The 23872-nt window shown below is 64.5% G+C and carries 22 protein-coding genes and 1 tRNA gene; 10 read left to right on the forward strand and 13 right to left on the reverse strand.

From position 1 onward, the window contains the following. Nucleotides 1-2: 2 nt before the first annotated feature. Nucleotides 3-1271, reverse strand: a complete 1269-nt coding sequence (gene ccrA, locus VN004_RS01640) for a crotonyl-CoA carboxylase/reductase (RefSeq protein ID WP_325606388.1) — start codon at nucleotides 1269-1271, stop codon at nucleotides 3-5. Between the two features lie 345 nt (nucleotides 1272-1616). Between ccrA and VN004_RS01645 the strand changes: the two genes are divergently transcribed. Both VN004_RS01645 and VN004_RS01650 read left to right on the forward strand, forming a co-directional pair. Beyond that, the gene (locus tag VN004_RS01645; protein WP_325606389.1) at nucleotides 1617-1868 is read left to right on the forward strand and encodes a GlsB/YeaQ/YmgE family stress response membrane protein; all 252 of its coding nucleotides are present in this window, start codon (nucleotides 1617-1619) and stop codon (nucleotides 1866-1868) included. Nucleotides 1869-1889: 21 nt separating this feature from the next. Then, nucleotides 1890-3887, forward strand: coding sequence for a protein meaA (locus tag VN004_RS01650; protein ID WP_325606391.1), 1998 nt, complete (start codon nucleotides 1890-1892; stop codon nucleotides 3885-3887). Nucleotides 3888-3911: 24 nt separating this feature from the next. Here VN004_RS01650 and VN004_RS01655 read toward each other — a convergent pair whose 3' ends face one another. Both VN004_RS01655 and gluQRS read right to left on the reverse strand, forming a co-directional pair. Continuing rightward, nucleotides 3912-5177 (reverse strand): ATP-binding protein, encoded by a 1266-nt coding sequence (locus VN004_RS01655; protein WP_325606393.1) that lies wholly within the window; start codon nucleotides 5175-5177, stop codon nucleotides 3912-3914. 46 nt (nucleotides 5178-5223) lie between these two features. After that, a complete protein-coding gene (gluQRS, locus tag VN004_RS01660) occupies nucleotides 5224-6090 on the reverse strand; it encodes a tRNA glutamyl-Q(34) synthetase GluQRS (protein WP_325606395.1) in 867 nt (288 codons plus the stop codon). 192 nt (nucleotides 6091-6282) lie between these two features. On the opposite strand from gluQRS, the gene VN004_RS01665 reads away from it, so the two are divergent. The 3 genes from VN004_RS01665 (at nucleotide 6283) to VN004_RS01675 (ending at nucleotide 8352) form a co-directional block, all read left to right on the forward strand. Then, on the forward strand, nucleotides 6283-7053 hold the full coding sequence (locus tag VN004_RS01665) for a DNA-3-methyladenine glycosylase 2 family protein (RefSeq protein ID WP_325606397.1): 771 nt from the start codon (nucleotides 6283-6285) through the stop codon (nucleotides 7051-7053). Then, a complete protein-coding gene (locus VN004_RS01670) occupies nucleotides 6995-7675 on the forward strand; it encodes an alpha/beta hydrolase (protein WP_325606399.1) in 681 nt (226 codons plus the stop codon). The genes VN004_RS01665 and VN004_RS01670 overlap by 59 nt, the downstream gene beginning before the upstream one ends. Before the next feature lie 119 nt (nucleotides 7676-7794). After that, a complete protein-coding gene (locus VN004_RS01675) occupies nucleotides 7795-8352 on the forward strand; it encodes an HNH endonuclease (RefSeq protein WP_325606401.1) in 558 nt (185 codons plus the stop codon). 10 nt (nucleotides 8353-8362) lie between these two features. Here the strand turns inward: VN004_RS01675 and VN004_RS01680 are convergent, their stop codons facing one another. Then, nucleotides 8363-8920, reverse strand: a complete 558-nt coding sequence (locus tag VN004_RS01680; protein WP_325606402.1) for a disulfide bond formation protein B — start codon at nucleotides 8918-8920, stop codon at nucleotides 8363-8365. Nucleotides 8921-9127: 207 nt separating this feature from the next. On the opposite strand from VN004_RS01680, the gene VN004_RS01685 reads away from it, so the two are divergent. From VN004_RS01685 to VN004_RS01700, 4 genes are all read left to right on the forward strand, one after another. Further along, a tRNA-Leu gene (locus tag VN004_RS01685) sits at nucleotides 9128-9214 on the forward strand. A gap of 194 nt (nucleotides 9215-9408) precedes the next feature. Then, nucleotides 9409-9894 carry an FmdE family protein gene (locus VN004_RS01690; RefSeq protein WP_325606404.1) on the forward strand — a complete coding sequence of 162 codons (486 nt, stop codon included), beginning with the start codon at nucleotides 9409-9411 and terminating at the stop codon, nucleotides 9892-9894. A gap of 237 nt (nucleotides 9895-10131) precedes the next feature. After that, a complete protein-coding gene (locus tag VN004_RS01695) occupies nucleotides 10132-10599 on the forward strand; it encodes a nuclear transport factor 2 family protein (protein WP_325606406.1) in 468 nt (155 codons plus the stop codon). 234 nt (nucleotides 10600-10833) lie between these two features. Continuing rightward, nucleotides 10834-11223, forward strand: a complete 390-nt coding sequence (locus tag VN004_RS01700; RefSeq protein WP_325606409.1) for a hypothetical protein — start codon at nucleotides 10834-10836, stop codon at nucleotides 11221-11223. Nucleotides 11224-11410: 187 nt separating this feature from the next. On the opposite strand, the gene VN004_RS01705 is transcribed toward VN004_RS01700, so the two are convergent. Genes VN004_RS01705 through VN004_RS01715 form a run of 3 tightly spaced genes read right to left on the reverse strand, consistent with a single transcriptional unit; the run spans nucleotide 11411 to nucleotide 16129 of the window. Then, nucleotides 11411-12988: an adenylate/guanylate cyclase domain-containing protein gene (locus VN004_RS01705; protein ID WP_325606412.1), complete on the reverse strand. Its 1578-nt coding sequence runs from the start codon at nucleotides 12986-12988 to the stop codon at nucleotides 11411-11413. Next, the gene (locus VN004_RS01710; protein ID WP_325606414.1) at nucleotides 12985-13350 is read right to left on the reverse strand and encodes a response regulator; all 366 of its coding nucleotides are present in this window, start codon (nucleotides 13348-13350) and stop codon (nucleotides 12985-12987) included. The genes VN004_RS01705 and VN004_RS01710 overlap by 4 nt, the downstream gene beginning before the upstream one ends. Before the next feature lie 25 nt (nucleotides 13351-13375). Then, nucleotides 13376-16129 carry a response regulator gene (locus VN004_RS01715; protein ID WP_325606416.1) on the reverse strand — a complete coding sequence of 918 codons (2754 nt, stop codon included), beginning with the start codon at nucleotides 16127-16129 and terminating at the stop codon, nucleotides 13376-13378. Nucleotides 16130-16220: 91 nt separating this feature from the next. Between VN004_RS01715 and VN004_RS01720 the strand changes: the two genes are divergently transcribed. Next, a complete protein-coding gene (locus VN004_RS01720; RefSeq protein ID WP_325606418.1) occupies nucleotides 16221-16427 on the forward strand; it encodes a DUF6494 family protein in 207 nt (68 codons plus the stop codon). Nucleotides 16428-16593: 166 nt separating this feature from the next. Here the strand turns inward: VN004_RS01720 and VN004_RS01725 are convergent, their stop codons facing one another. The 6 genes from VN004_RS01725 to putA form a co-directional block, all read right to left on the reverse strand. Beyond that, a complete protein-coding gene (locus tag VN004_RS01725) occupies nucleotides 16594-17958 on the reverse strand; it encodes an NAD(P)H-dependent oxidoreductase (RefSeq protein ID WP_325606421.1) in 1365 nt (454 codons plus the stop codon). A 94-nt stretch (nucleotides 17959-18052) separates the two neighbouring features. Further along, nucleotides 18053-18598 (reverse strand): hypothetical protein, encoded by a 546-nt coding sequence (locus VN004_RS01730; protein ID WP_325606423.1) that lies wholly within the window; start codon nucleotides 18596-18598, stop codon nucleotides 18053-18055. 337 nt (nucleotides 18599-18935) lie between these two features. Then, nucleotides 18936-19517, reverse strand: coding sequence for a YqaA family protein (locus tag VN004_RS01735; protein ID WP_325606425.1), 582 nt, complete (start codon nucleotides 19515-19517; stop codon nucleotides 18936-18938). A 51-nt stretch (nucleotides 19518-19568) separates the two neighbouring features. Continuing rightward, a complete protein-coding gene (hisE, locus tag VN004_RS01740) occupies nucleotides 19569-19982 on the reverse strand; it encodes a phosphoribosyl-ATP diphosphatase (protein WP_325606427.1) in 414 nt (137 codons plus the stop codon). A gap of 209 nt (nucleotides 19983-20191) precedes the next feature. Beyond that, the gene (locus VN004_RS01745) at nucleotides 20192-20527 is read right to left on the reverse strand and encodes a hypothetical protein (RefSeq protein ID WP_325606429.1); all 336 of its coding nucleotides are present in this window, start codon (nucleotides 20525-20527) and stop codon (nucleotides 20192-20194) included. A 140-nt stretch (nucleotides 20528-20667) separates the two neighbouring features. After that, entirely contained in the window at nucleotides 20668-23772 is a 3105-nt protein-coding gene (gene putA, locus VN004_RS01750; RefSeq protein WP_325606430.1) for a bifunctional proline dehydrogenase/L-glutamate gamma-semialdehyde dehydrogenase PutA, read from the reverse strand. Nucleotides 23773-23872 lie beyond the last annotated feature (100 nt).

Here is a 23872-nt window from a genome sequence, read left to right on the forward strand (position 1 = left end):
GCTTAGCTCGCGACCGCCTCGATCGTATCCTCGAGATTGCGCAGACCGGTGCGCGGCGCCGACACCAGCACAGCCATGTTGCCGGGCTTGTGCTGGTTCTTCCACATGAGCTGATGCGCGGTCGGGATCTTGTCCCAGGGAAACACCTCGCCCATGCAGGGATCGATCCGCCGGTCGAGCACGAACTGATTGGCGGAGCTGGCCTGTTTCAGATGCGCAAAATGCGAGCCCTGAATTCGCTTCTGCCGCATCCAGACATAGCGCGCATCGAACGTGATGTTGAAACCCGAGGTGCCGGCGCAAAACACCACCATGCCGCCGCGCTTCACGACGAGGCACGACACCGGGAAGGTCGCCTCGCCCGGATGCTCGAACACGATATCGACGTCACGCTTGCCGGTGATGTCCCAGATCGCCTTGCCGAACTTGCGGGCTTCCTTCACCCACTCGTTATATTCCGGCGTGTTGACCGTGGGCATCTGGCCCCAGCAATTGAAGTCCTTGCGGTTGATGACGCCCTTGGCGCCGAGGCTGAGCACGTAATCGCGCTTGGTTTCGTCCGAGATCACCCCGATCGCGTTCGCGCCGGACGCCGCGCAAAGCTGCACGCCGAACACGCCGAGTCCACCCGAGGCGCCCCACACCAGCACATTGTCGCCCGGCTTGAGCGTATGCGGCGGATGACCAAACAGCATGCGATAGGCGGTCGCCAGCGTGAGCGTGTAGCAGGCCGCCTCTTCCCAGGTGAGATGCGAGGGCTTGGGCATGAGCTGCCGCGACTGCACCCGGCAGAATTGCGCGAAGGATCCGTCCGGCGTCTCGTAGCCCCAGATACGCTGCGAGGGCGAGAACATCGGGTCGCCGCCGTTGCACTCTTCGTCGTCGCCGTCGTCCTGGTTGCAATGGACGATGACTTCGTCGCCGACTTTCCAGCGCTTCACCTTGGTGCCGACCGCCCAGATCACACCGGACGCGTCCGAGCCTGCAATGTGATAGGGATGCTTGTGGACGTTGAACGGCGAGATCGGCTGTCCGAGACCGGCCCATATTCCGTTGTAGTTCACGCCCGCCGCCATCACGAGCACCAGCACGTCGTTCTCGCCGATCGGCCAGGTCGGCACGACCTCGATCTGCATCGACTGCTCGGGCGGCCCGTGCCGATCCTGCCTGATCGCCCAGGCATTCATCTTTTCGGGCACATGGCCGAGCGGCGGAAGCTCTCCGATCGCGTATACGTCCTTGACCATCGAAAGCTTCGGCGCGGCTGTCATGGCGGTGGCTCCGGCTCAATAAGTCCTGGAATTGTGTCTCACTCGTTTTTGCGCCGCAACAAAAGAATAAGGGTGCCGAAAGTCGCATTCACGACCTTGGCCTCTCTCGGCCCCTTGCTCCAGCGCCTCCCGGCGCGGTCCGTGCCGACAACGCGCCAGCCGAATCCCGGTTGCGCGCACCGCACAACACGATATGCTGCGCTGCAACAGCCGCTTTAGCGCTTGATAAGCGGCTGCGGTCCGCTGACTTGGCGGCGGTCCGGACTTACGATGTTCCCGCTGCATAACGAAGCCGCGGGGGCGAGGCTCAGCAGCGGTCCCCGCGCATGTCGGGGAGACAGATTCATGGGTATCGAGAGCCTTATCGTTTGGTTGATCGTCGGCGGCATCGCGGGCTGGCTCGCCGGCCTCATCGTGAAAGGCTACGGCTTCGGCATCATCGGCAATATCATCGTCGGCATCATCGGCGCGTTCATTGCCGGCTGGCTGCTGCCGCGGCTCGGCATCGTGATCGGCGGCGGCATCATTGCGTCCATCATCAATGCGGTGATCGGCGCGGTGATCCTTCTGGTCATCATCGGCTTCTTCAAACGATAGGACCATCGTCGCGGAGATTGAATGGGCGAGAGCGCGGACGAAAAGACCAAACGGGACAGGCCCTGGATCTTCCGGACCTATGCGGGGCATTCGACCGCTGAAAAGTCGAACGCCCTGTACCGGCAGAATCTCGCGAAAGGCCAGACCGGCCTGTCCATCGCCTTCGATCTCCCGACACAGACCGGGTACGATTCCGATCACGTTCTTGCCGCCGGCGAAGTCGGCAAGGTCGGCGTACCGATTTCCCATCTCGGCGACATGCGGACGCTGCTCAACGGCATTCCGCTCGCCGGGATGAACACCTCAATGACGATCAATGCCCCGGCGGCATGGTTGTTGTCGCTTTACATCGCCGTCGCCGACGAAACCGGCGCCCCGCGCGACAAGCTCACCGGCACCACCCAGAACGACATCATCAAGGAATATCTGTCGCGCGGCACCTACGTGTTTCCGCCCGGCCCGTCCATGCGTCTGATCAAGGACACGATCCTGTTCACGACGAAGGAAATGCCGAAATGGAATCCCATGAATGTGTGCTCGTATCACCTGCAGGAAGCAGGCGCGACACCCGTTCAGGAACTGGCCTACGCGCTCGCCACCGCCATCGCCATCCTCGACATGGTGAAGGCCTCCGGCGAAGTCGCGGACGGAGAGATGGGCGACGTGGTCGGCCGCATCTCGTTCTTCGTCAATGCGGGCATGCGCTTCATCACCGAAATCTGCAAGATGCGCGCCTTCGTGGAAATGTGGGACGAGATCACCGCGAAGCGCTACGGCGTCACCGATCCGAAGCAGCGGCTGTTTCGTTACGGCGTGCAGGTCAACTCGCTCGGCCTCACCGAACCGCAGCCGGAGAACAACGTCTACCGCATCTTCCTCGAAATGCTCGCGGTCACGCTGTCGAAAAAGGCGCGTGCCCGCGCGGTGCAGCTGCCGGCCTGGAACGAGGCGCTCGGCCTGCCACGACCGTTCGACCAGCAATGGTCGCTGCGGGCGCAGCAGATCCTCGCCTATGAGTCAGACCTTCTCGAATACGGCGACATTTTCGACGGCTCGATCGAGATTCAGAAGAAGGTCGATGCCCTGATCCGCGCCGCGAAGGAGGAGCTTGCCACCATCGAACGGCTGGGCGGCGCGGTCGCCGCGGTCGAGATGGGCTACATGAAGCAGCAGCTCGTGGAGAGCAACACGAAGCGGCTGGAGGCGATCGAAAGCGGCGAGAGCATCGTCGTCGGCGTCAACAAGTTCACCGAGAGCGAGCCCTCGCCGCTCACTGGCGGTGTCGATGCAATCCTGACCGTGCCGCATGAGGTCGAGCAGGAGCAGATCGCGCGCCTCAATGCCTGGCGCGCGTCGCGCGACGCCAAGGCGGTCGAGACGGCACTGAACGATCTGCGCCGCGCGGCCAAGGAAGGCATCAACGTGATGCCGGCGTCGATCGCCTGCGCGAAAGCCGGCGTGACCACCGGCGAATGGGGCGCGGTGTTTCGCGAAGTGTTCGGCGAATATCGCGCACCGACCGGTGTACCGAAGGCCGCGCGCCAGGTCGGCGGCGAGTTGCTGGAGCCGGTACGGGCCGAGGTCGAGCGGGTGTCGCAGAAGATCGGCCGCCGCGTGAAGTTTCTCGTCGGCAAGCCCGGTCTCGACGGTCATTCGAACGGCGCCGAGCAGATCGCCGTTCGTGCACGCGATGTGGGCATGGATGTAATCTACGCCGGCATCCGCTTCACGCCGGCCGAACTCGTCACCACCGCGAAAAAGGAAGGCGTGGACGTCATCGGGCTGTCGATCCTTTCGGGCAGCCACGTGCCGTTGGTGCGCGACATCGTCGATCGCATGCGCGCCGAGGGCTTGAACGATATTCCCGTTGTGGTCGGCGGCATTGTTCCGCCGGAAGACGCACAGACCCTGAAACAGGCCGGCGTCGCCGCGGTCTACACACCGAAGGATTTCAAGATCAATCAGATCATGGCGGATGTGGTGCGGATCGTCGAACAGGCGAACCGCAAGGTCGCCTGATTTGAGGTTTCCGCCCGCGATACGTTAGCCGAGCCGCCGCAGCGCGTCGACCATCGCCGACGGACTCAACGGCTTGGTCAGATAATCCGTCATCCCGGCGGCGCGGGCCTTCTCCACATCGTCGTTTGAACTTCGCCCTGACAGGCCGATGATCGGGATGCGCCCCGCGTCGCCCGGCAACGCACGGATCCGGCGCGCGGCTTCAAGCCCGTCCATCTCGGGCAACGCGACATCCATGAACACCACGTCGTATCGATCCCGCTGGATGGCGCTGACGGCGGCTTCACCGGTTCGGACAAAGTCGACGCGATGACCAAGCTCGCCGAGGATTGCGTTGAGGACCATCCGTCCGAACGGATTGTCTTCGGCGCATAGAATGCGAAGCGATGGTGTCGGCGTTTCGATTCCATCTTTGCCTTCCGCTGCGCCGCTCGCGCGTGCGGGCGGAGTCTTTACTGTCACGCTCAGCGTGAAAGTGGAACCCTGCCCCTTCCTGCTGTCTATGGTGAGATCGCCATCCATCGCCCTGGCCAGCCGCTTCACCAGGACGAGACCAAGACCGGTGCCGCCATAGCGGAGCGACACCGCCTTGCTGGCTTGCGCAAAGGGGCGAAACAGCCGCGCGATCTCCGCCTTGGTCATGCCGGCGCCGGTGTCGCTCACCGCAAAGCGGAGGCGCATGCGGCCACGCGCGGCGGGCGCCGCGGTCACCGCAAAGCGCACGCTCCCGCGCGCGGTGAACTTCATCGCGTTGTCGACGAGATTTTCCAGCGCGGCGCGCAGCCGCACGGGATCGCCAATGGCGCGGTCGGGAAGATCGCCGGCAATGTCGATGTCGGGGCTAAGGCCGTTCACGGCAGCGCGCGCCGACAGCGACGCGGCCATCGCGTCGGCGAGCTGGCGCGGCGAGAACGGCTCGGCCCGGATCGCAAGGCCGGCACGGTCCGCCTTCACGGCATCGAGTACCACCGAGGTCGTTTGCGCGAGATGATCCGCCGCATTGCGGATCGCGCGCGCCCATCCGCGCTCGCGTTCCGGCAAGTCGGACGCGATCAACAGGTCGGCCAGCGCCAGAATGCCGGTCAGCGGCGTGCGGATATCATGTGCGAGTGACGCAAGCGCATTCTCGATCGCGCGGCGTGGTGCGGACGAAGCGCCTTTGGACGTCTTTACTGATTTTTTTGAGGATCTCTTCGCGGAGGTCTTGGCGATCTTCCGGCCGCGCATGGCCTTCGTCGCGGACTTTCGCCCGCGCGCGGCTTTCGTCTGCGCTGGTTTACCCCGCCCCATGATTCGCCCCTTGCGAAGCATGACATGGCCCATCCGGTGCAGCCACTCACGGTTCCGGCAAGCCGATCATGCGCCGGATATCCGCAGGCGTCGCACCATCGGCTCGCAGCGTGCGGAGCGCCGTCGATTGCGTCGATTTGGACAGCTTACGGCCTGCGGAATCCGTGATGAGTCGGTGGTGCCGGTAGGTGGGCTGCGGGAGCCCGAGCAGCGTCTGCAACAGCCGGTGCACGCTGGTCGACCAGAACAGATCCTCACCGCGCACGACATGCGTCACGCCCTGCAACGCATCGTCGACCACGACGGACAGATGATAGCTCGTCGGCATGTCCTTGCGGGCGAGGATGACGTCGCCCCAGGCGTCCGGACGCGCCGCGATCACGCCTTCCGGCGCGTCGCGGCCGGCTTCACGCCAGGTCAGCGGACCCGCCAGCTTTACGGCCTTGCGCATGTCGAGGCGTAAAGCATAAGGCTCGCCCGCGTCCATGCGCGCCCTGCGAACGCCTTCGCTCAGGCTGTCACGGCTGCCGGGATAGACCGGCGCGCCGTCCGGATCGCGCGGCCAGTCATCGCCGCGGTCCGCAACCATCTGCGCGATCTCGCCGCGGCTCTCGAAGCTCGGGTAAATCAGATCAAGCGCCTGCAACTTGCCGAGCGCCTCGCGATAGGCGTCGAAATGCTCGGATTGCCGCCGCACCGGCTGTTCCCAGGTCACCCCGAGCCAGGCGAGATCCTCGGTGATCGCCTGCTCGTATTCCGGCTTGCAGCGCGCGCGATCGATATCCTCGATCCGCAGCAACAGCCGGCCACGGCTTTGCCGCGCAAGATCGGCATTCAGCAGCGCCGAAAAGGCATGGCCGAGATGCAGATAGCCATTCGGCGATGGTGCGAAGCGGAAAACGGGTGGACTCATCAAAGGGTGCCGCGCACTCCGTTTCCCTCTCCCCTGGGGGGAGAGGGTGGCGAGCATCAGCGGTGCGAGCCGGGTGAGGGGTAACTTTCCAACTTTGTTTGTGCAAGAAAACCCCTCACCCGGTTCCTCGCTTTCGCTCGGAACCACCCTCTCCCCCAAGGGGAGAGGGAAAGAAGGCCGCGGCAAGACTGAATGGTCCAATTCCTTCGCACACAGTCCGACCTCGCCGCGGCGCTGGCGAAGCTCGTCGCCGCCGATCCGCGTCTGGTTCCGGTGCTGGAGAAAGCCGGCGAGCCGGCCCTGCGCCGTGGCGAGCCCGGCTTTCCCGGTCTCGCGCGCATCATCTGCGGCCAGCAATTGTCGACCGCGAGCGCGGGCGCGATCTGGGGCCGCCTGCAGGCCGCCTTCGATCCCTTTGATCCCGACGCCCTGCGCCGCGCGCGGGCGGACCGGCTCGGTCGCCTCGGCCTGTCCGCCGCGAAGATCAAGTCGATCAAGGCGATCGCGACAGCGCTCACCAAGGGCGAACTCGACCTCGATCATGTGGGGCAGAGCGATGCCGACATCGCGCATGCGACGCTGATCCGCATGCACGGCATCGGCCCGTGGACCGCGGACATCTATCTCCTGTTCTGTCTTGGTCATGCCGATGCCTGGCCGGCCGGCGATCTCGCCTTGCAGGAAGCCGCGCGCATCGCGCTCTGTCTCAAGGCGCGGCCGAATGCCAGGGAGATGATCGCGATCGCCGAAGCATGGCGTCCATGGCGCGGCGTGGCTGCACATCTTCTGTGGGGCTATTATCATGTCGTGAAGCGGCGCGAAGGCATCGGCGTCGCGACCAAACCGGCTGAAGCGAAAACCGTCAGGCCGGCCGCACGCAAGTCAACAAGGGAAGCAAAGCGCAATGGCCGATCCAAACGTCCCGGTGTTGTCGGGACCAAGCCTCGAGCCGCAAAGCGGTAACGCGAAGCGTCTCGTCGTTTTCCTGCACGGCTATGGCGCGGACGGGAACGACCTGATCGATATCGGCCGCGCGTGGCAGCCGATGCTCCCCGACACCGCCTTCATCTCCCCGCATGCGCCCGAGCCCTGCGGCCAGGCTCCGGTGGGCCGGCAATGGTTCGGGCTGACCTTCCGCGATCCGGACGAGCGCTGGCGCGGCGTCAATCAGGCCGCACCCGCCTTGCAGGCCTTCCTCGATCAGGAATTGCAGCGCCGGCAGCTTCCGCCGTCGGCACTGGCGCTGGTCGGCTTCAGCCAGGGCACGATGATGGCGCTGCATGCGGGTCTGCGGCGATCGGTGCCGCCTGCCGGAATCGTCGGTTATTCGGGGATGTTCATCATGCCGAATGACGGCCCGCCGGAAAGCGTTGCCGGCGAGATCGTCTCGCGTCCGCCGGCACTGCTGATCCACGGCGACCGCGACGAACTGATCCCGGTTCAGGCGCTGTTCCATTCCTCTTCGGCGCTGTCGGAACTGGATGTGCCGGTCGAATGGCACATTTCGCAAGGGGTCGGGCACGGCATCGATCAGGAGGGGCTGCGCCATGGCGGAGAGTTCCTGGCGCGCCGATTCGGGCTTTAGGCCGACGCCAGGGCGGGGCCGGACGCAGGCGCGGTAAGCCTTGGCGGCACCTTCACATTTCCGACACGCTCGCCTATCATGACGAAGAGGTCGCGGTGCTTTGAAAGGAGCGCCATCGCTTGAACGTCCACGTTTCGCCTGCTGGATTTCCGGCCCTCGTCCTGAACGCCGACTTCCGGCCGCTGAGCTACTACCCGCTGTCGCTATGGTCCTGGCAGGACGCGATCAAGGCGGTGTTTCTCGAACGTGTGAATATTGTCGCCAATTACGATCGCGCGGTGCGATCCCCCAGCTTCGAGATGAAGCTGCCGAGCGTGGTTTCGCTCAAGACCTTCGTCAAACCCTCGACACATCCGGCCTTCACGCGATTCAATGTTTTCCTGCGCGACCGCTTCGTCTGCCAGTATTGCGGCGCGCATGACGATCTGACCTTCGACCATCTGATCCCGCGATCGCGCGGCGGCCTCACCACCTGGAACAACGTGGTCGCCGCCTGCTCGCCGTGCAATCTGAGGAAGGGCAACAAGACCATGGCGGAGGCGAACATGCATCCGTCGCAACTGCCCTTTCAGCCGACCGTGCAACATCTGCATCGCAACGGCCGGCTGTTTCCGCCGAACTATCTGCACGAAAGCTGGATGGACTATCTTTACTGGGACACCGAGCTGGAGCCGTGAGACGCGCGCGTCAGCTCAGCTTTTCTCTGGGCGGCAACGTCTTCCACATGCGCCATGCGCCCCAGCCCGCGATCAACGCAAGAACCAGCGAGATGATCGCGTTGTAGCCGGCAAGCGAAAGTCCAAGAAAGCTCCACGGAATCTCGTCGCAGCGCACCACCCGGATGGACTTGAGCTTGTCGAGAAGACCGCCCGCCGTGCCGAGATCGCTCAGCCCGCCGGAGCAGTCGCGCGGCCCTTCCCAGAACTTCCATTCGACGCCGGCGTGATAGGCACCAAGTCCCGCATTCCACGCCATACCGAGCGCGATCACCAGAAGCGCTGCGAACAGCACCCGCGGCGACGCGCCGTAAGAGAGGCCGAGCAGCACCAGCAAGGCCAGCGGGATCGAGAAATAATACGCATAGCGCTGCTCGAGACACAGCGGACAGGGCGGCAGGCCGACGACCAGCTGGAAGAACCACGCCCCGAGAATCGTCGCGAGCCCGATGATGGCGACGGCCGCGGCTGCGAGCCACGCCGGTTCGTCCCTCTTCATGCGATCAAAGGCGGCGACCAGATCGTTCATTCGGTCTCCCGGCGAGGTCTTGAGCTCGTGCGCATTCAGGCGAAAGCGGCCCATCCGTCAAGACACAGGGCCGCGAGGATGCTGGGGTTCGGGTACCACGGGCCGGGTACGGCAAAGATGCTTGATCGCGCGGAGCGATCCCCTTATGTCTGCCGCCGGGCGGGTTTCACCCCGCCCCGCGCCCGATCGGCGTCTTGTCGTGGCGTTGCCCCTGTGGCGGAACTGGTAGACGCGCCTGACTCAAAATCAGGTGGCCGCAAGGTCGTGCTGGTTCGATTCCGGCCAGGGGCACCAAGACACTTTCAGTCATACGCGGACGTCACGCCGCGCCGATGATGGCGGCACGACCGCATCGTCATCCGCTTTTGCAGCACCATGTCGCACGTCGAGGCGCGAAAATGGGCGACGGCGCGCGCATGTGCCAACATGACGCTCTTTCCCGGACATGCGGACGTCGATTACCGTCGCTTTCGGGGAAGGTGTTCAAGATGCTGCGGATCGTGCTGGCTGCTGTCGTTATTCTCTCAACGCATACGTTGCGAGCCGAGACACCGCAGGAATGGGCAGCCTTGGGGGCGCGGGTCCATGGCGGCTACGGAGCCTTCATCCCGCTCGGAATCAAGATCGGTCTCGATGCCAGCGAGAAGCTGAAGGCCGGGCCGCGCGGACTGACGCTGCTCTATTTCGACAATCCCAAAGCACCCTGCGCCTGCTTCGCGGACGGCATCGCCATCGCGACCGGGGCGTCGGTCGGTCAGCGGAGCCTCGTGGTTGCAAAGGACCACGCTCCGGACAATGCGGCGGCGGTGATCGTCATCCGGCCGCGCAAGGGCGGTGAAGGCCTGAAATATACCATTCCCATGGCGGCGCTTCCGCGGCTTGGCGCGATCAACAAAGAGCTCGCCGATCCGGTTGCGCGGCATGAGGCCGTCATGAAGGCCGATGGCCTGTTTCTGGTGGAAACCGCGCAATAGTCTCAACAGAACCCGGCACGAAGCCAGGCTTCGTCGTCGTTTTCCGGCCGCGCACAGGCCGGACGCCCTCCATTCCGGCAAAAGTTCGCCCCGTGGGACGCCGGTGTTTTCCGGTGGGCGAGCGGACGTTGGGCGTCCTCGCGTCGCGTTCCCGCGATTGACGCAAATTGAGCCCGCAAATAGCCTCTCGGCCATTCATGCACGCCCGCATCAATGAACGGGCAATGGGAGGACAGCATGTTACGAACGGCTCTGGCATTCCTGATGGTTGCGGCCTTTGCGTGGGCCGCACCCGCGCAGGCGCAACTGACCGACGCCCAGAAGATGGAGCGCAACAAGAAGAATGTCGTCGAATTCTACAATGCGGTGTTGAACGAAAAGAATTTCGACAAGGCCAAGACCTATGTCGGCGCGACCTATATCCAGCACAATCCGACCGGCGCGGACGGACTTGAAGGCGTCCAGGGCTTCATCAATTTCCTGCGCGAGAAATTCCCGAACAACAAGAGCGAGATCAAGCGGGTCTTCGCGGACGGCAATTACGTGATCGTGCATGTGCATGCGGTGCGCGAGCCCGGTCAGCGCGGCAACGCGATCTTCGACCTGTTCCGCCTCGACGATAACGGCAAGGTGCTCGAGCACTGGGATGCGGTTCAGCCGATTCCGGATCCCGCGACCGCCAAGAACACGAACGGCATGTTCTGACCGGCCGACATTCGATTGCTGCCGATGCCGCCGGGCCAGCCTGGCGGCATCTTTTTTTGCCGCGCGGCGTTTCGGCTTTCACAGAAGCGGTTGTCATTGCGCCGCCCTCCCCGCGCAAGCAGGGACGAGGCCGGCAAATTGACGATTGGTACAGCATCAAAAACGAACCCAATAGACCACAACGACTTATCGTCCGAAGCTGCACACGATTTTCACAGCCTGCGGAGCCCAGCCATGATTGCACATGTGTTCGTTGCTGTTCTCACCCTGTCGATGACCGCGGGAATTGCCGCCGCGCAGGAAATCTCGCTGGTCGGAACCTGGACCGGCACGCGGGAACGCATGGCCAGGACGGAGGGCTATCGATCGGGTCCTGCGACACTCGTCATCACCGAGCAGCAGGGCCGCGCCTTCAAGGGCCATCTGACGCGCTCGAACAAGGACGGCGACGTCAAGGAGGACCTGTGGGGCGCATTCACGCCGAACGGCCACCTGATGGTTGGCTCCGACGAGGAAGGTTTCTACTGGTTCACGCTCGTCAATACCGACACGCTCGATTATTGCTATTCCGAGGCCGGCAGCGGCGCGCGCACCACCTGCGCGCGGCTTGCCCGGCAGAAATAGTTACGGCCCGTATCGGCGCGCCCTCTCCAGCTGTCATCGCCCGCGAAAGCGGGCGCTCCAGTCAACACAACAGCTTCAAGAGTTTACGAGATGCCCCGCTTTCGCGGGGCATGACAAGACATGGGCGATACAAGACATAGGCGATACAAGACATGGGCGATGCGATCCCGCGTCAACCGGGATCGTTCTACGCCTCGCCTTCCAGCCAGAACGTCTCCATCAGGCCCGCGCCCTTCACTTCGACGGCGCCGCGCGGCACGAACCTGAACTGGCCGGCAACGCGGTCCGCCACCGCCTTCGACACATGGATATGCCCCGGCGCGCCGTGCGACTCCATCCGGCTCGCGATATTCACCGTCGTGCCCCAGATGTCGTAGGCGAATTTGCGCTCGCCGATCACGCCGGCGATGGCCGGCCCGGTATGCACCCCGATCCGCAGATCGATCGGCGCACCGAGGTCGCGCCTGATCTCGGCGAACCGGTCCATCATGGTCAGCGACAGCCGCGCGGCGATTGCGACGTGATCGTCGCATGGCTCCGGTATGCCGACCGCCACCATATAGCCGTCACCGATGGTCTTGATCTTTTCGGCGCGGTGCTGGTCGACCAGGCGGTCGAACGCCGAAAAGATGCGGTTCAGCACGCCCACCACATCGGCCGGCGTCAATTGTCCGGAGAACGGCGTGAAATTGACGATGTCGGCAAACACGATCGTCGCTTCCGGGATATGGTCGGCGACCATGCCGGCGCCGCCATTGATGCGATCGACCACCGCGCGCGGCAGGATCGACAGCAGCAGAGTCTCGTTGCGCTCCTTGGCGAGCCGGATCTCGTGCATCATCGCGCGCTCGCGGTCGCGCAGCAGCTTGTTCTCGAGCGACGCCCGGATGCGGGCGCGGAGCAGCGCCGGCGCAAACGGTTTCGGCAGATAATCGACCGCGCCGGCTTCGATGCAGCGCACGATCGAGTCCATTTCGTCGAGCGCGGAAATCATGATGACCGGAATGTCGGTCGTCTGCTTGTCCTCTTTCAGCGTGCCCAGCACCTCGAAGCCGCTCATTTCCGGCATCAGGACGTCGAGCAGGATCAGGTCGAACGAGCGCTCATGCGCCATCGCAAGACCCTCGCGGCCGGACTCTGCCGTTTCCACCGCATGGCCGTCGCGCGCAAGCTGCCGCGCAAGGAGGTCGCGGTTCGAGGCGTTATCGTCGATCACGAGAATCTGCCCGGTGATCTGTTGCTGCACCGGAGTCGGATGCGACACGCGAAGCGCATCGACCACCCGCGACGCCTCGGCGAAGGATGGCTGCGAAGCCTCCTCCAGCGAGGTCTCGCCGGAAAAGGCCACCAGCGCATCGATCCGCGCCAGCATCCCGTCGGCGGCCGCGAGCAGCTTCTGCAGATCGGGCAACAGCGAATCGTGGCCGGCGTCGCGCGCATCCTCCACGATCATCTCGCCATAACCCTTCACGGCGTTGATCGGGGTGCGCAGATCGTGACGCAGCTTGCTGCGGTAGCTCGCGATATCCTCGACCTCGCCGCTCTGGCTCAACACATCGTCGAGCAGCGCCTGCAGGCTGAGCCCCGCGGTCCGGATCCGTTCGAGATCGGCACGATAGTCGGAGAGGCCGGCCTGTTCGGCGTCCTCGATCACGATATCGGCAAAGCCGACAATCGCTGCAGCGGGGGCCACAAAGTCCTGGCGCAGATGCGCGCGCAACGCGTTGTGGAGCCGGGCACTCTCGCTGTCAGCGCGCTCTGTCATTTCGGCAGGAGCGCGTTGATCTTCCCGAGCAGCCGCGGCAACTCGATCGGCTTGGTATCGAAGTCGTCGCACCCGGCCTGCAGCGCCTGCTCGCGATCGGATTCCATCGCATGGGCGGTCAGCGCGATCACCGGGATCGATTTGGTCTCTTCATCCGCCTTGATCGTGCGGGTGGCCTCCCAGCCGTCCATCACCGGCAGGCTCATGTCCATCAGGATGATGTCCGGCCGTTCGCTCTTCGCCATGTCGACGCCTTCCTTGCCGTTCACGGCCATCACGACTTCGAAATTGTTGCGCAGCAGCCGCCGGGACAGCATGTCGCGATTCATCTCGTTATCTTCGACCAGCAGGATTTTCGGCATAGCGGATTTCCATTGACTCGATTGATTACGCCGGCTGCTTTTCGGCCGGTTGCCGTGCGAGCGCGGCGAGGGCCGAGCCGAGCGACGACAGCGGTTGCGCCCCCTTGGTGAGGACCAGGAGCGTTCGCTCGTTGATCATCCGGCGCTCGGCCTCGGTCAAGTCCTTGGCGGTCAGCACCACGATCGGCACCCGCGACAGCCCGGGATCGTCCTTGACCTTGTCGAGGAAGGCAAAGCCGTCCATGACCGGCATCATCAGGTCGAGCAGCACCAGCGCGGGCTTGGGATTCGTCTTCATCCAGTCCAGCGCGACCTGGCCGTTTTCCGCTTCGACGGTTTTCAATCCGGCCTTCTCCACGGTCGAGCGCACCACCGCGCGCACATCGGCGGAATCGTCCACGACCAGCACCACGGCCTCGCGGCCCGAGCTTGCGAAGCGCCGCAAGAGCTCGATCAGCCGGTTACGATCGACCGGCTTCGTCATGTATTCGGACGCGCCGAGCGAGTAACCGGTCGTGCGCTCGTCGACGATGGTCAGCATGATCACCGGGATCGACGCCAGCGCCGGATCGGACTTGAGCTTGCCGAGCACGCCCCAGCCGTCCAGCTTCGGCATCATCACGTCGAGCGTGATCACGTCCGGACGTTCGGTCCGCGCCAGTTCGAGGGCCTGCGTGCCATCATAGGCGTGCAGCAGCCGATAGCCCTCCTTGGCGATCGTGGTGCGCAAGACGTCATGCACCGTCGGATCGTCATCGACGATCAGCACGGTCTTGCCGGCGTGATCGCCCGTCACCACGGCCGCGCCGGTCTCGGGGCGCTGCACCACCGCATCCTTGCCGCCATCCGGCAGCGTGATGGTGAAGGTCGAGCCCTTGCCGGGCTCGCTGGTGACGGTGATGTCACCGCCAAGCATGGTGCAGAAATGCTTGGTGATGGTGAGCCCAAGGCCGGTGCCGCCATAATTGCGCGTGGTCGATGAATCGGCCTGGGTGAAGGCCTGGAACAGCCGGCCCATCTGCTCCTCGGTCATGCCGATGCCGGAATCGGAGACCGCAAAGGTGTAGACGTTGCGGCCCTGATCCGAGGTATCCTTGCGGACCGTGAGCTTGACCAGCCCGTTCTTGGTGAATTTCGCCGCGTTGCTGAGGAGGTTGATCAGGCCCTGCTTCAGCTTCACGAGATCGGACCGCATCGACCCGATATCGGACGGCGCGTCGATCTCCAGCTTGTTGCCGTTCTTGTCGATCAGCGGCGTGACGAGAACGCGCACTTCGGCAAGCAGGCGGTTGAGATCGACATCCTCGAGATGCACATCCATCCGCCCGGCCTCGATCTTGGAAAGATCGAGAATGTCGTTGATCAGCCCGAGCAGATGCTTGCCCGCGGTCTCGATCTTGATGAGGTCTCCCTCGCTCGCCGTATCCCCGCGATCCTGCGCATCCTCGCGGAGGATTTCGCTGTAGCCGATGATGGCGTTGAGCGGCGTGCGCAGCTCGTGGCTCATGTTGGCGAGGAACGCCGACTTGGTGCGCGACGCCGCCTCGGCCTGATGGCGCGCGGACTCGGCCTCCTCGCGCGCGTGGCGGATGTCGCGCGCATTCTCGCGAAACACCACGAGCGCGCGGCTCATGTCGCCGAGCTCGTCGGTATCGGCCGGCGGCAATGTGACATTGAGCTGCCCGCTGGCGACAGCGAGCATGGCATTCGTCACCTGTCGCAACCTCGCGATGACGTGGCGCTGCACGAAGAACCAGACAACGAAGACCGCGACCACGAGACTGAGCAGCGAAATTCCGATCAGCCAGAACCGGGTATTGTCCAGCGCCTGCTTGGTCGCCTTGGTGGTCTCCGCCGCCGTATCCTCGACATTGTCCACCAGCGCCTCGACGAGCTTCTGCATGTCTCCGGCGAGTGTCTCGAGGCTGGTCTGCAGCCCCTCCGCCGCGGCGGTCGATGCAAGCTCGGATCGGCGGAGGGCGAAAACGCCGCCCGCGCCACCGCCCAGCGCGAGCACGGACCGCGCGACCTTGTCGATCGCAACGGCTTCGTTGTGGTCGAATTCCGGATCCTTCAGGATGAACTCGAGACCGCCTTCAAAGCGTTGCCTGATATCATCGAAGGCCTTCTGCCCGGTGTCGATCGCCTTCGGCTCCGTTGCGGTCGCCGACCGGTACAAAATACCGACCGACCGGTAGGTGTCGCCGCGCAATCCATTGATGACGAGCTGCACCTTGTCAGCCTGCCGCGGCAGCAGCAGGAGGCGCTCGGCGAGTTCGCCGCTGTCGCGGCTCAGCCGGCCGATGGCATGGTCGAGCGCGGACGCGACCGCGATCCGCTCACGGACCGTGCTGTCCAGTTGTCCGATCTGCCTGTCGACCTGCGCGATCAGCTGCTGCAGTTTTTCGATGGTCTCGGTGTCGTTGGTCGCATCGCGCAGCCGCGACAAGGCGGCCCAGAGCTGACCGATGCGCTCGGTCGCATCGTTCATGCGCCCGAAACGCTGCACCTCGGTCGTGGACCCCGCGAGCTGGGCACCGGCCGCTGCGATGGCGCGCGCATTGGATTCGACCGCAAGTCCGAATTTAACCTCCGGCAGGCTCACTTCGGTAAGCTGCCCCATCGCCGATTCGATGCGGCTGAACTGCAGTACGGCAACCAGCGCCGCGATTGCGGTGAGGGCCGCGATCACGATGAAGGCGAGAAACAGCTTGGCGGCAATTGTGCGCCGCCACGAACGCCGGACATCCCCCGTGATCGGTTGATCCAAACTCGCCATTCCAGGAGTCCCCTCCGCCGCGACGCGCCGTTCCGCTCATAGCGGATTGCCCACGGCCTGTCTAAATAGCAGTCAACTGGAGATCAAAATCATGAACGAAGATGCCCTCAATACGTCGATTCGCAAATTCCTCAAGGAAGTGGGCGTGACGTCGCAGCGCGAGATCGAAAAGGCGGTGCGCGCGGCCGCCGCCAACGGCACGCTGAAGGGCAACACCCCGCTGCCCGCGCGCATGGTCCTGACCATCGAGTCGCTCGGTCTGACCCACGAGATCGACGGCGCCATCAAGGTCGAGTAGGCGCGTCCGCCACGCTGCGCTCGCCGAGCCTTAACCGGCCGCTAACGCTAACAAGGCGTGAGGATTCCACACCGGCGCTTGCCACGAGCGTCTTCGGTCGAGGTGGAATTGCATCACCCTTTTTGTCATGCCCCGCTTTCGCGGGCGATGACAGTTGGAGGGCAGACTACGACGCCTCGGCCTTAGCGTTGCGGCGGCCGAACGCCGCCTCCATTTCCCGGCGCACACGCACGGCGAGATCGCTCGCATCGGTCTCGACATCGCTCCAGCGCAGCGTCGCGCCTTCCGCGATGTCGCGCTTGAGCCTGACCTGATGCGCAAGCCCGAGCGGCAGATAGCCCGCGTCGAGCGAATCCTGTGCGGGCGCCTGTTTGCCCCAGACGCAGAAGCCGCCCTCACCGTCGAGCATCTCACCGGCCTTCAGATCGCGCTTGGCGGTCGCAACCACATCGGAGTGAAATCCGATCGGCGTGCCGGTCGGCTCGTTGCGCAACGCGACCGAGGCGACCGAAATCCCAAGCTCGAGGCCGATCATGTGGGTCGGCCGATAGAGCGCGGCGTAGCGCCCGCTCGTGTCCGGCATCAAATGATATTCGCGAAAGCAGCGCCGCGCATATTCGCTTTCGCCCTCGAACACCACGAAGGTGCCCATAGCCAGGTGATGCGGGATGTCGCGCTCCTGCCGATCGACCGACGACACGACTTCGGTGACACCGGCCTTTTCCAGCGCACCACCTTCGGCTCTCGGCTTGCACACGTCAGCGAGTTCGAAACGGCTCGCCGGCGGAAAGCCAAGCCCGTTCGTTTGCGGGACGAGGCCGGTGGCGTTACACACCGCCGTCATCTCGATGCCGGACTTGGTGCCGTCGATGAAGGAATTGAACATTTTCGGATTGATCGACTGGCGATCGTCGATCCGCAGATACTTGTCGAGGATCTCCCACACGGTCTCCGGATTGGACCGGTGATAGGTCGGGTGATAGCGCGTTCCCTTGCCTGCGCTGATGACCTTGAAGCCGCAGGCGCGCGCCCAATCCACCTGCTCGCAGATCAGCGCCGGCTGATCGCCCCAGGCGAGGCTGTAGACGACACCGGCCGCCCGCGCCTTGCGCGCGAGCAAGGGCCCTGCGAGCGCATCGGCTTCGACATTGACCATCACGATATGCTTGCCGTGATCGATGGCCGAGAGCGCAAACCCGATCCCGGTCCTGGGGTCGCCCGTCGCCTCGACGATGACGTCGATTTCCGGGCACGCCATCAGCGAGGCCGCGTCGTCGGTGATGAAGGTGGCGCGCGTCTTCAATGCATCGCCGAGCGAGCGCGCGGCATATTGCGCAGCGTCCCAGCCGGCCGTGCCGAGTTGGCTCCTGGCACGGTCGACGTTGAGATCCGCAAGACCCACAAGATGCATGCCGGTCGTCCGGCGCACCTGGGTGAGAAACATCGTTCCGAATTTGCCCGCGCCGATCAGGCCGATGCGAATCGGATGGCCGGCGGCTTCACGCTCGGCGAGCTTGGCATAGAGATTCACAGAGGCTCCTCCCGGCAACATTCTGCGCTTGTCAGCCGCGCATTCCTTTTTCGCCTGAAGGATAGCCGGAAGCCACGCGGCAATGGCGGGAAAATTACTGGCAGGCCGCCTTCACGACAAAAGTCTCAGTGCGGCACTCGCTCTCGTCGCGCTGCAGCAGCGCCCGCGCCGAGCATTTGCGCGTCGTCGTGATATCGGCGCTCTTGCCGATGGCAAATCCCTTGCCCTTGCACATGAGTTCGGCGGCCGCCTGGCAATCCGGCGAACCGTTCGGCGCCGGCTCACAGACCTGTCGGCCCTCGACGATCCGCGTATTGGCGAGGTTCTTGAACGCCTCGGCCGCTTCCTTCTGGCGCGCCGCGGCTTCCTTTGCCGCCTGTTCGGAACGCTCGTTGAACTCGCGCCAGCGCGCGTTGTTTTCCTCGACGCTGGCCTTCAGCTTGGCGTTGTTCTCGTCGACGGTGGCTTTCAGCTTGGCGTTGGTCTCGTCGGCGCTGGCTTTCAGCTTGGCGTTGGTTTCTTCGACGCTGCGCCGCCATTTGGCGTTCGCCTCCTCGACCTTCGCCTTCATCTCGCGCCCCCAGCGATCGAGCGCATCGAGAAAGCCTTCCGGCTTGCGCGGGAACGGAGGCGCAACCACGGCAGGAAGCTCCTGCGGCTGAACTTGGGGTGGCGTCTGGGGATCCGCTTGCGGCACGGCAGGCGCCACGGGTGCAACGCCGAATGGCTGCGGCTGTGTTTGCGGCGGGGGAGTCTGCCCGAAACCCGGCTGCGCAAGAAGCGCGATGGCACAGGCGACCACCCACCCCCGACACAGGGTTGGGATCATCGATCGTCCTGCCGTTCCCGGTCTGGCCATCTGCCGATCCAAGCCTTGGTCTCGGATGCAGGTGCGACGAAGGATAGCACACCCGCTCAGCGTCGCCGAGAGAGCTTTTCCAATGCGCGAATGGCGAAAATGAGGATTTGCCCCGCGCTCAGATGACATAGAGGGCAGCCACGATGCCGACCACGATCAACACCGCCGCAAGCGTCGCCCACAACCCGAGCCGCTCCTCGATGATCGACCGGGCGCGGTCGCCGTAGCGGTGCAGAAGGAAGGCGAGGACGAAGAAGCGGGCGCCTCGGGTGATGATCGAGAACAGGATGAAGAGGAAGATGTTGTAGCCGGCAAAGCCCGAGGTGATGGTCACGAGCTTGTAGGGGATCGGCGTCAGGCCCTTCAGCAGGATGATCAGCGCGCCCCATTTGGCGTAATATTCCTTGAACGCGTCGGCCTCGGCGCCAAGGCCGTAGGCCGAGATCACCCATTGCCCGACCGAGTCGTACAAGAGCGCGCCGATCACATAGCCGAGGATACCGCCGGCGACCGACGTCCAGGTGCACAGAAAGGCGTAGGAATAGGCCTTGTCCGGCCGCGCCAGCGACATCGGTATCAGCATGGCGTCCGGCGGGATCGGGAAGAACGAGCTCTCGGCGAAGGAGATCGTTCCCATGATCCATTTCGCGGCCGGGCGATAGGCTGCCGCGACGCACCAGTCATACATCCGGCGAAGCATGCTCGTCCTGTCGTTGAAATCCCGCGGTCGGTGCGGGGCGAAGGGACCGGATCAATAACCGGATCGGCGCGGCTTGGGAATGCGGCGGGTTTCCAGCGCCACGACTTTTCGCCGCGCCGCGGGCAGGGCCGGGGGCGCGGGGTCGAGGGGCGTCTCCTTCGGAAGCTTTTCGGCGAGCCCGAACAGGCGTTCGCGCCGGTCCATTTCGGCCCACACGTCCTTCGGGCGGATGCCGGCCTCGGTCCACAACACCACGAGGTGGTAGAGAAGATCCGCGCTCTCGCGCACCGCGGCGTCGCGATCGCCGCGCATCACGTCGACCACCACCTCGACAGCCTCCTCGGCCATCTTCTTGGCGATCTTGCCGCGCCCCGAACGCATGAGCCGGGCGGTCCGCGATGACCGCGGATCGCCGTTCTGCAGCGCCAGCACCGATCGGTAAAGCCGCTCAAGCGAATCGCTCATGCTTTGGACAATACGTTCAAATCCATTCAATCTTCGTTAACGATTTGTGATCGGCAGCAGCATCGGGGTTCAGCGAGCGGGGTATGCCCGGACGAAAAAAAGCCCGGCGCAGTGATACGCCGGGCCCTGGCAGTCTGAACGTCCGGCTTTGACCCGCCGGTTTACCAGTCGCGCCGCGAGCGTTCGCCCGCGGCGTAATTCCTTCAAGCTCACCAGTGACGGTGATGATGGTGGCCGCCGTAATAGGCGCCGTGACCATATGGCGCGTAATAGGCGCGCTCTTGCGCCTTGCGATATTCGCGCGCCGCGGCATAGGCCGCGATGCCGGCGGCGATGGTGCCGATCACCGCCGCTGCCGCCGCCGCATCGCCGCGTGAGCCACCATGATAATGGCGCTTCCCGGCACTGAATTCGGTCGGGCTTGCTGCATTCGCCTGCTTCTGGCTTTGCGCGCCCGCCGCATAAGCCGGCACGGCACCGGCGGTCGAGAGCGCAAGCGCCGCAGCGGTTACGGCAGCGATTGCTTTGGTGCGCATCATGGTCATGGCGTATCCCCGTTGGTGTGGCCCTAACCGAAACAACAGGGAAATGGCGTCGCCGTTGCGGCAATGTGAGAGAACGGCGAATTATGTTTTCGTAATCGCGCCGTTAGCATTCTGTAATGTCGCTGAACGAGCGTGCAGATTCATTCATCGGCAGCAAGCAGGCTCGCATTGCCGCCCGACGCTGCGGTGTTGATCGCAATCACCTGCTCGGTCGCAAAACGCCGCAGATAATTCGGACCGCCTGCTTTCGGTCCGGTGCCGGACAATCGCGTGCCACCGAAGGGCTGGGTGCCGACCACCGCGCCGATCATGTTGCGGTTCACATAGACATTGCCGTTCGCGAGCCGGTTGGCGATGTCGGCGACGCGCGCATCGATGCGCGAATGAATGCCGAGCGTCAGTCCGGTGCCATTGCTTTCGATCTCGTCGAGCAGCTTGGGCAGGTCGTGCGCGTTGAAACGGACGACATGCAGGATCGGACCGAACACCTCCTCCTGCAAATCCGACGCGCGCGGCAATTCAATGATGGTCGGCGGCACGAACAATCCGCGTTGCGGCAGCGCGTGATCGCGGTCCCAGCGATAGCGAATCCGCGCCGCATGCTTTGCAATCCAGGCGTCCAGCCGCTGTTTCGACTCGGCGTCGATCACCGGGCCGACATGCGTTGCCGGATCGCGCGGATCGCCGAGCGTCAGCGTCGCCGCGGCGCCCCCAATCATCGTGAAGACGTGGTCCGCGACCTCCTCCTGCACGCACAGGAGCCGCAGCGCCGAGCAACGCTGGCCGGCCGACCTGAACACCGAACTCACCACGTCGTCGGTAACCTGCTCGGGCAGCGCCGTCGCATCCACGATCATGGCATTGATGCCGCCGGTCTCGGCGATGAACGGCACGATCGGACCGTCCTTCGCGGCCAGCGTCCGGTTGATGATCCGCCCGACCTCGGTACTGCCGGTGAAGGCAACGCCCGCGACCCGCTTATCGCCGGTGAGGGCCGCGCCGATCTTTCCGTCGCCCAGCACGAGATGCAGCGCGTGATGCGGAATGCCGGCCTCGTGCAGCAATCGCACCGCCTGACAGGCGATCAGCGGCGTCTGCTCGGCGGGCTTTGCCACCACCGCATTCCCCGCAACGAGCGCAGCGGTCACCTGTCCGAGAAAGATCGCGAGCGGGAAATTCCAGGGCGCGATGCAGACGAACACGCCACGGCCGCGATAGCGCAATTCGTTGGACTCGCCGGTCGGCCCCGGCATCATCTGCGGCACAAGAGTCTTGCGCGCCTGCGCCGCGTAATAGCGGCAATAGTCGATCGCCTCCCGCCACTCGGCGACGCAATCGTCCAGGGTCTTGCCGCCCTCCTCCTGCAACAGCGCGATAAAGACGCCGCGCCGTGATTCAAGAAGATCGCCGGCCCGGTCGAGAATCCGCGCCCGTTCTTCGACCGGCACGGCCGACCATTGCGCAAAGCCTTGCTGCGCAGCGGCCATCGCCTCGGCCGCGACGGCTTCATCGGCTTCGGCGACATCGCCGATCCGCTCGCCCGTCGCTGGAGACAGCACCGGACGCTTGCTCCCTCCCCGCTCCTTGCCGCCGATGATGGATTGCGCCGCGCGAACCGGTTTTGCCTCCGCGATCTCCGACAAGAGGTCGCGCAGCGCAGCGCTGTCGCCGAATTCGACGCCGGGCGAATTCCTGCGCTCGGGCGCATAGAGATCGCGCGGTAGCGGGATCTTCGAATGGCGCGCATGCGCCACCGTGGCGATCCACTGGCGCGGCCGCATCAGGATGGTTTCGATCGGGATGTCGGGATTGGCGGAGACCGAAACGAAGGAGGTGTTGGCGCCGTTCTCCAGGAGCCGCCGCACGAGGTAAGCGAGGAGATCGCGGTGGCCGCCGACCGGCGCATAGACGCGGCACGCGACGTCCGGATCATCGGCGCGCAGGGCGTCGTAGAGTTCGAGGCCCATGCCGTGCAGGCGCTGGAATTCGTAATCGGCGACGCCGCCGGCCTGCTCGATGACGCTTGCCACCGTCAGCGCGTTATGCGTGGCGAATTGCGGATAGAGATGCGGCCGCGCCTTCAAAAGAAGCGACACGCAATCCATGTAGCAAAGATCGGTCATCGCCTTGCGGGTGAAGACCGGATAATCGGCAAGACCGCGCTCCTGCGCGCGCTTGACCTCGGTGTCCCAATAGGCGCCCTTGACGAGCCGCACCATGAGGCGCCGCGACAGCGCCTGCGCCATCTCGCTCAGCCATGCGATCACCGCACCCGCGCGCTTTTGATATGCCTGCACCGCGAGGCCGAAGCCGTCCCACCCGGCGAGAGAAGGATCGCGCAGGACATCTCGGACGAGAAGGAGCGACAATTCCAGCCGGTCGGCTTCCTCGGCATCGACCGTCAGCGGCAGCTCGTAGCGTTTCGCCATGCGCCCGAGATCAAGCAGCCGGGGACCGAGTTCGCGCAACACCCGGTCCCGCGAGACCGCCTCATAGCGCGGATGCAGCGCCGACAGCTTCACCGAGATGCCGGGCCGCTCGTAAAGGCTGGTGGCGTTCGAGGACTTGCCGATCGCCTCGATCGCATTCGCATAGGAATGGAAATAGCGCTCGGCGTCCTGCGCGGTGCGGGCGCCCTCGCCAAGCATGTCGAAGGAATATCGGCTTTCCGGATCGGACGCCGCGCGGTCCAGCGCCTCCTCGATCGTCTGTCCATGGACGAAATGCGAGCCGAGCAGCCGCATCGCCTGCCGGGTGGCAAGCCGCAGCGCCGGCTGTCCGAGACGGCGCGCGAGGCTTTCCAGGATGTTCTCCGGCGTCTGGCCGGGCGCGATCAGCCGCGCCGAGACGCCGAGCGTCCAGGCCGAGGCGGACACGAGCAGCGTGTCGCCCCGGTGGTCCGGATGCGACCAGTCGCGCCCGGCGAGCTTGTCCTCGATCAGGCGGTCCGTGGTCTCGGAATCGGGCACCCGGAGCAGCGCCTCGGCGAGCACCATCAGGGCGAGCCCCTCCTGGGTCGACAATGAATAGGCGTGCAGGAAATCCTCGATCCCGCCGAGCCCTCCGGCATGGGAGCGGATCGCCTCGATCAGCCGGGTCGCGAGGGCGTCGATGCGACGCTCCGCTTCCACAGCCGGCTGGTGCGACAGGAAGCGGCGCGCGAAATCCTCATCCGGCGGGGCATAGGGCGCGCGAAACAGCGGCAGTGGCCGTGCGTCCGTCTCGTTCCCCGTTTGGCCCGCCATGGTCCCGATCCTCCGTCTCCGTCGGTCATGTAGGCGCTCTTGGCGCCCGCACAGCATCGGCATTTGCAGCCTGCCTGCCAATTCGGCACGATATGCCGAG

Origin of the sequence: Pseudorhodoplanes sp. (genome assembly GCF_035565855.1) — a bacterium.
GTDB lineage: Bacteria > Pseudomonadota > Alphaproteobacteria > Rhizobiales > Xanthobacteraceae > Pseudorhodoplanes.